Annotated in this window: 4 protein-coding genes; 3 read left to right on the plus strand and 1 reads right to left on the minus strand. The window is 69.5% G+C overall.

The genetic code is table 11. The annotated features are described in order from the left end of the window. Window positions 1-28: 28 nt before the first annotated feature. A complete protein-coding gene (locus QQ657_RS50910) occupies window positions 29-883 on the plus strand; it encodes a YwqG family protein (protein WP_284749678.1) in 855 nt (284 codons plus the stop codon). 55 nt (window positions 884-938) lie between these two features. Then, the gene (locus QQ657_RS50915; protein ID WP_284749679.1) at window positions 939-1,541 is read left to right on the plus strand and encodes an ArsR/SmtB family transcription factor; all 603 of its coding nucleotides are present in this window, start codon (window positions 939-941) and stop codon (window positions 1,539-1,541) included. A gap of 639 nt (window positions 1,542-2,180) precedes the next feature. On the opposite strand, the gene QQ657_RS50920 is transcribed toward QQ657_RS50915, so the two are convergent. After that, window positions 2,181-4,583: a Tex family protein gene (locus QQ657_RS50920; protein ID WP_284749680.1), complete on the minus strand. Its 2,403-nt coding sequence runs from the start codon at window positions 4,581-4,583 to the stop codon at window positions 2,181-2,183. 144 nt (window positions 4,584-4,727) lie between these two features. Here QQ657_RS50920 and QQ657_RS50925 point away from each other — a divergent pair, with 144 nt between their 5' ends. Next, window positions 4,728-6,194, plus strand: a complete 1,467-nt coding sequence (locus tag QQ657_RS50925) for a chitinase (RefSeq protein WP_284749681.1) — start codon at window positions 4,728-4,730, stop codon at window positions 6,192-6,194. The last annotated feature ends 58 nt before the right edge of the window (window positions 6,195-6,252 follow it).

The raw sequence follows: 6,252 nt of genomic DNA on the forward strand, positions 1-6,252 counted from the left end.
CGGTGCCCCCTGCCACGATGTGGCCGTGATGTCCTGGAGAGATCGACTCAGCGCCCTCGCCCGCGAACAGCTGCCCGCCGAGGTGGCGGCGAAGTGGGCCGAGCTGTTCCGGCCGGGCATCCGGCTGGTTCCCGCCGGTGCGGGGCCGCGCGTGGGACGGATCGGCGGCGCTCCGGCCCTGCCCGAGGAGCTGGCGTGGCCCGAGTGGCCCGGGCGGGGACCGCTCGACTTCCTGGCCGCGTTGGACTGCGCGGCGCTGCCCCGTGAGTTCCTGAGCATCCCGCTGCCCGAGGCGGGCACGCTGTTGTTCTTCTACTTCGACGGGTTCCGCCGGGAATCCGACGACTCGCCGTTGCTCGAAGACGTCGAGGGCAGCCGGGTGGTGTTCGTGCCGGCGGGGGTGCCGGTCGTCGAACGGGAGGCACCCGAAGGTCTCGACCCCTACCCGGCCCGGGACCTGTTCGGCGAGGTCGTGGCCACGGCGCCGGAGCGGGAGCACATCCTGCTCGACCAGACCAGGATTTCGAACGGGGAGTCCCTCGCCGAGGCGGCGGATGGCCCTCCCGACTTCCCGGGCACCGATGTGTTCGGCGAACTGGTTGCGACGGCCCGCGGGGGAGGCCGGGAGCATCAGCTCGGCGGGTTCGCCGCGCCCGTGCAGGGCGCGGTGGAGAACGAGATCGCCGCGGAGGTCCTGGGCGACTACCGGGACCCACGGCGGGTCGAAGAGGCGGCGCGCTGGGTGCTGCTCGCCCAGATCGACACCGACGACGAAGCCGACATGATCTGGGGCGACGCCGGAATGCTGTACTGGATGATCCGGGCCGACGACCTCGAGGCAGGCCGCTTCGACCGCGCGCGGTGCACGCTGCAGTGCGGGTGAAACTGATCGCAGAGGATGCTTTGCAAAGAGGTCTCTGCGGTCTAGTCTGGTCGGCATGACCAGGGATCGCCGGACCGAGTCGTCACGCCCGATCGACGCGCGGATGCTCCGGGCGCTGGCCCACCCGCTGCGGATGCGCATGATCGACCTGCTGCAGGCGGACGGCCCCGCCACCGCGACCGGGCTGGGGAAGCGGGTCGGGGAAAGCTCCGGGACCACCAGCTGGCACCTGCGCCTGCTGGCCGAGGCCGGTCTGGTGGAGGAGGACACCGAGCGCGGCAACAAGCGCGAACGCTGGTGGCGCTCGGCGCAGAAGGCAACGCGGATGCGGGCCGCCGACTTCATCGACGACCCGGATCTCGCGGCTCCCTTGGAGAGCTTCCTGCGGGCCGTGGTCGAGCAGCGCTACCAGGCGGAGGCGCAGTTCCTCAGCGAGCTGCCGCAGTGGGTCGAGCAGTGGCGCGACAAGGCCGTTTTCGGCGACGCGAGGTTGTCCCTCACGCCCGAGGAAGCGGGCGCGATGAGCGACGAGATCGACGAGGTGATCAACCGCTACCGCCGGGACGCGCGGCCGGGCGACCACAACGTGATCGCGCACTGGTCGGCGTTCCCGTGGCAAGCGCGACCGGAGGAACCCGGCACATCGAAGTCCGAATGAGGGGGACGAACGTGGTGCATTTTCTGCTGGCGGAAGACGTGGTCCGCGAACGGGAGACCGAACTGAGACGGGTCGCGGCCCGAGTGAATCGCCCTCGGCGTGAGTTAACGCGACGGCAACGCCTCGGCTGGCTCCTGGTCGAAACCGGCCTGAGGCTGGCGGCGAACCGGGACCGGCCGCGCCCGCGCCGCTCGGCGGTTTCCGGCGGCGGTTGCAACACCGCTGGTGTCAGTGGGTGGTGAGCAACTGTTTCCTGCGTTGCCGCCGCGGCCTCGACCGCCGCTGCGGCCCGCCAGCGGTTCGCGATCAGTAGTCGATCCCACCCGCCGAGCGGCCTCCCCGTTGCCATTGCCTGTGTTCATCAGCGCAACGTAGGTGGCTCGCTCCTCGGTCACGCCGGGACGGTTTCCGGAGCGTGGTCGGCAGGGACCGGCCGCGCCCCCGCCACACCCAGGGGGAACGTCCCGGGTCCAGTTTATCGCCGCTCCCTGACGAAACCGGCGGAAAGCCCGCTGGCGGGCGGAGTTGTCCACAACGCCGCCGGCCTGTGGGTAACCGAGCTTCTACCTGCCGAACCCGGCCCGCCGGCCGCCTGAACGACGAAAGGCCGCCTCCGGAGAGGCGGCCTTTCGCGTTGGCCTACTTGCCGAACCCGGCCCGCCGCAGCGCGTCCGCCATCGAGCCGCTGCCGCCAGAGCCCGAGCCGGAGCCGGAGTTGCCACCCCGGCCGCCACCGCCACCGGAGCCGCTACGCTGACCGCCGCCACCGGAACCACCCCGGCGCTGACCGCCACCGCCGCCACCCTGGCCCCGGTCACGACCGCCGCCACCACCGCCACCGCGGTTACCGGACGGAGCACCCGGCTCATCGTCCAACCGCAGCGTCAGCGAAATCCGCTTCCGCGGCACATCGACATCCAGCACCTTCACCTTCACGATGTCCCCAGGCTTCACAACCTCCCGAGGATCCTTCACGAAGTTCTTCGACAGCGCCGAAACGTGTGCGAGCCCGTCCTGGTGCACGCCGACGTCGATGAACGCTCCGAACGCCGCCACGTTCGTCACCACGCCCTCCAGGCGCATCCCCGGCTTGAGGTCGCCGATCTTGTCCACGCCCTCCGCGAACGTCGCCGTCTTGAACGCCGGGCGGGGGTCGCGGCCCGGCTTGTCCAGCTCGGCCAGGATGTCCGTCACCGTCGGGAGGCCGAACGTCTCGTCCACGAACTCCGCGGGACGAAGAGACGACAGCGTCCGCGTGTTGCCGATCAGCGAGCGCAGGTCGGTTCCGGTGGAAGACAGGATCCGCCGCACCACCGGGTACGCCTCCGGGTGCACCGACGACGAGTCGAGCGGGTCGTCGCCGTCCGGGATGCGCAGGAAGCCCGCGCACTGCTCGAACGCCTTGGGCCCGAGCCGCGCGACCTCCTTCAGCGCCGTCCGGGAACGGAACGGCCCGTTCGTGTCGCGGTGGGAGACGATGTTCTCCGCCAGTCCCGTCGTGATGCCCGAGACGCGAGTCAGCAGCGGCGCGGACGCCGTGTTGACGTCGACGCCGACCGCGTTCACGCAGTCTTCGACCACCGCGTCGAGCGAGCGCGACAGCGAAACCTCGGAAAGGTCGTGCTGGTACTGCCCGACGCCGATCGACTTCGGGTCGATCTTCACCAGCTCGGCCAGGGGGTCCTGCAGCCGCCGGGCGATCGAGACCGCGCCGCGCAGCGAAACGTCCATGTTCGGCAGCTCGGCCGAAGCGAACGCCGACGCCGAGTACACCGACGCGCCCGCTTCGGACACGATCGCCTTCGTCAGCTTCAGCTCGGGGTGCTTCTTGATCAGCTCGATGGCGAGCTTGTCCGTCTCGCGCGACGCCGTGCCGTTGCCGATCGAGATCAGGTCGACCTGGTGCCGGGCGCACAGCGCCGCCAGCTCGGCGATCGACTGGTCCCACTTGTTCGCCGGCTGGTGCGGGTAGATGACGTGGGTGTCGACGACCTTGCCGGTCGCATCCACGACGGCCACCTTGACGCCGGTGCGGAAGCCCGGGTCGAGGCCCATCGTGGCGCGGGTGCCGGCCGGCGCGGCCAGCAGCAGGTCGCGCAGGTTGGCCGCGAACACGCGCACGGCGTCGTCCTCGGCCGCCTGGCGCAGCCGCATCCGCAGGTCGATGCCCAGGTGCAGGAGGATCTTGGTGCGCCACGCCCAGCGCACGGTGTCGTTGAGCCACTTGTCGCCCGGGCGGCCCTCGTTGGTGACGCCGAACTTCGCGGCGATGCGCGTCTCGTACTGGGTCGGCCCGACCTGCGGCTCGTCGGTGGGCTCGTCCGGCGACATCGTGAGGTCGAGGACCTCTTCCTTCTCGCCGCGCAGCATCGCGAGGATCCGGTGCGAGGGGAGCTTGGTGTAGGGCTCGGAGAAGTCGAAGTAGTCGGAGAACTTCGCCCCTTCCTCCTCCTTGCCGGAGCGGACCTTGGCGACCAGGTGGCCCTGGCCCCACATCTTCTCGCGCAGGTCACCGATGAGGTCGGCGTCCTCGGCGAAGCGCTCGACGAGGATCGAACGGGCACCGTCGAGCGCCGCCTGCGCGTCCGCGACGCCCTTGTCCGCGTCGACGAACACTGCCGCCGCGGCCTGCGGGTCCGTGGTCGGATCGTTCAGCAGGCCGTCGGCCAGCGGCTCGAGCCCCGCTTCGCGCGCGATCATCGCCTTCGTGCGGCGCTTCGGCTTGTAGGGGAGGTAGATGTCCTCCAGCCGCGACTTCGTGTCCGCCGCGAGGATCGACGCCTCGAGGGCTTCGTCGAGCTTGCCCTGGCTGCGGATGGATTCGAGCACCGCGAGCCGCCGCTCGTCGAGTTCCCGCAGGTAGCGCAGCCGCTCTTCGAGCGTGCGCAGCTGCGCGTCGTCGAGCATGCCGGTGACTTCCTTGCGGTACCGCGCGATGAACGGGACGGTCGAACCGCCGTCGAGCAGCTCGACGGTGGCCTTGACCTGTCCTTCGCGCACGCCCAGTTCTTCGGCGATCCTCTGCTCGACCGACACGCTCACTGCAACACGCTCCTGCTTCGCCTGGTTCCGATCGTCTCATTCTGCCGTTTCCGCCACCCCGACTTTCGGATGGGGCTCCTTGACAATCAGATTGGTCTAGTCCATTTTGTGGTGACCTGCCTCACGACCAGTGGAGGTCGCCCCGTGGTCCCCAAAGCCCGTCTGGCTCTGCTATCGTTACTTTCCGCGGTCGCGCTGTGTCTCGGCGTGACATTCGTCCTCGCCGGGAGCGCCTCGGCGGCCAACATCCTCGCCAACCCCGGCTTCGAAGCCGGCACCTCGGGCTGGACGTGCACGTCCACGCCGACCGCGGTGAGCACCCCGGTCCACAGCGGGAGCCGCGCCCTGAACGTGACGCCGACGTCGTCGGACAACGCGCAGTGCTCGCAGACGCTCACCGTCTCGGCGAACACGGCGTACAAGCTCTCGGCGTGGGTCCAGGGCAGCTACGTCTACCTGGGCGTTTCCGGTTCGGCGACGACCAGCACCTGGACGCCGGGCACCAGCGGCTACTCGCAGCTTTCGCTGAGCTTCACGACCGGCTCGAGCACGTCGCTGACGGTGTACCTGCACGGCTGGTACGGCCAGCCGACGTACTACGCCGACGACGTCAACCTCGACGGCCCGGGCACCCCGCCGCCGACGACGCCGACCACGCCGACGACGCCGCCCACCACGACCACCCCGCCGACGACGACCACGCCGCCGCCGACCCAGGGTGACCTGCCGAAGCACGTCCTGACCGGCTACTGGCAGAACTTCTACAACGGCGCCAAGGCGTTGAAGCTGGCCGACGTCCCGACGAAGTACAACATCATCGCGGTGTCGTTCGCGGACGCGACGGGCACGCCGGGCGCGGTGAGCTTCACGCTCGACTCGGGCCTGTCGTCGCAGCTCGGCGGCTACACGGACGCGCAGTTCAAGGCCGACATCAAGACGGTCCAGGCGCGCGGCCAGCGGGTCATCATCTCGGTCGGCGGCCAGAACGGCACGATCAGCGTGAGCGACTCCTCGTCGGCCAACAACTTCGCCAACTCGATCAAGTCGCTGATCTCGAACTACGGCTTCGACGGCGTCGACATCGACCTCGAGAACGGCATCAACGCGACGTACATGGGCCAGGCGCTGCGCAGCATCTACAACGGCGGCGGCAAGGTCATCACGATGGCGCCGCAGACGATCGACATGCAGAGCACCCAGGGTGGCTACTTCCAGCTGGCGCTGGGCATCAAGGACATCCTGACGGTCGTCAACATGCAGTACTACAACTCCGGCACGATGCTGGGCTGCAACGGCAGCGTGTACGCCCAGGGCACAGTCGACTTCCTGACGGCGCTGGCGTGCATCCAGCTCCAGGGCGGCCTGCGGGCGGACCAGGTGGGTCTGGGCCTCCCGGCGTCGTCGCAGGCGGCGGGCGGCGGGTACCAGGCCCCGGCCAACACGGTGTCGGCGCTGAACTGCCTGGCGAAGGGGACGTCGTGCGGCTCGTTCAAGCCGTCGGCGACGTACCCGGCCATCCGCGGCGCGATGACGTGGTCGATCAACTGGGACGCGTCGAACGGGTACGCGTTCGCCAACACGGTGTCGGCCGGGCTCGCGGGCCTGCCGTAACCATCCGCTGAAGCTGGTCGTGAGTGAGAAACAGTGTTCTAACACTGTTTCTCACTCA

The organism is Amycolatopsis ponsaeliensis, from assembly GCF_030182635.1.
GTDB classification, from domain to species: domain Bacteria; phylum Actinomycetota; class Actinomycetes; order Mycobacteriales; family Pseudonocardiaceae; genus Amycolatopsis; species Amycolatopsis ponsaeliensis.

Bases quoted from the DNA above. Each gene is read 5' to 3' on its own strand.
- QQ657_RS50910 (WP_284749678.1), top strand. From the start codon at position 29: ATGTCCTGGAGAGATCGACTCAGCGCCCTCGCCCGCGAACAGCTGCCC.
- QQ657_RS50915 (WP_284749679.1), top strand. From the start codon at position 939: ATGACCAGGGATCGCCGGACCGAGTCGTCACGCCCGATCGACGCGCGG.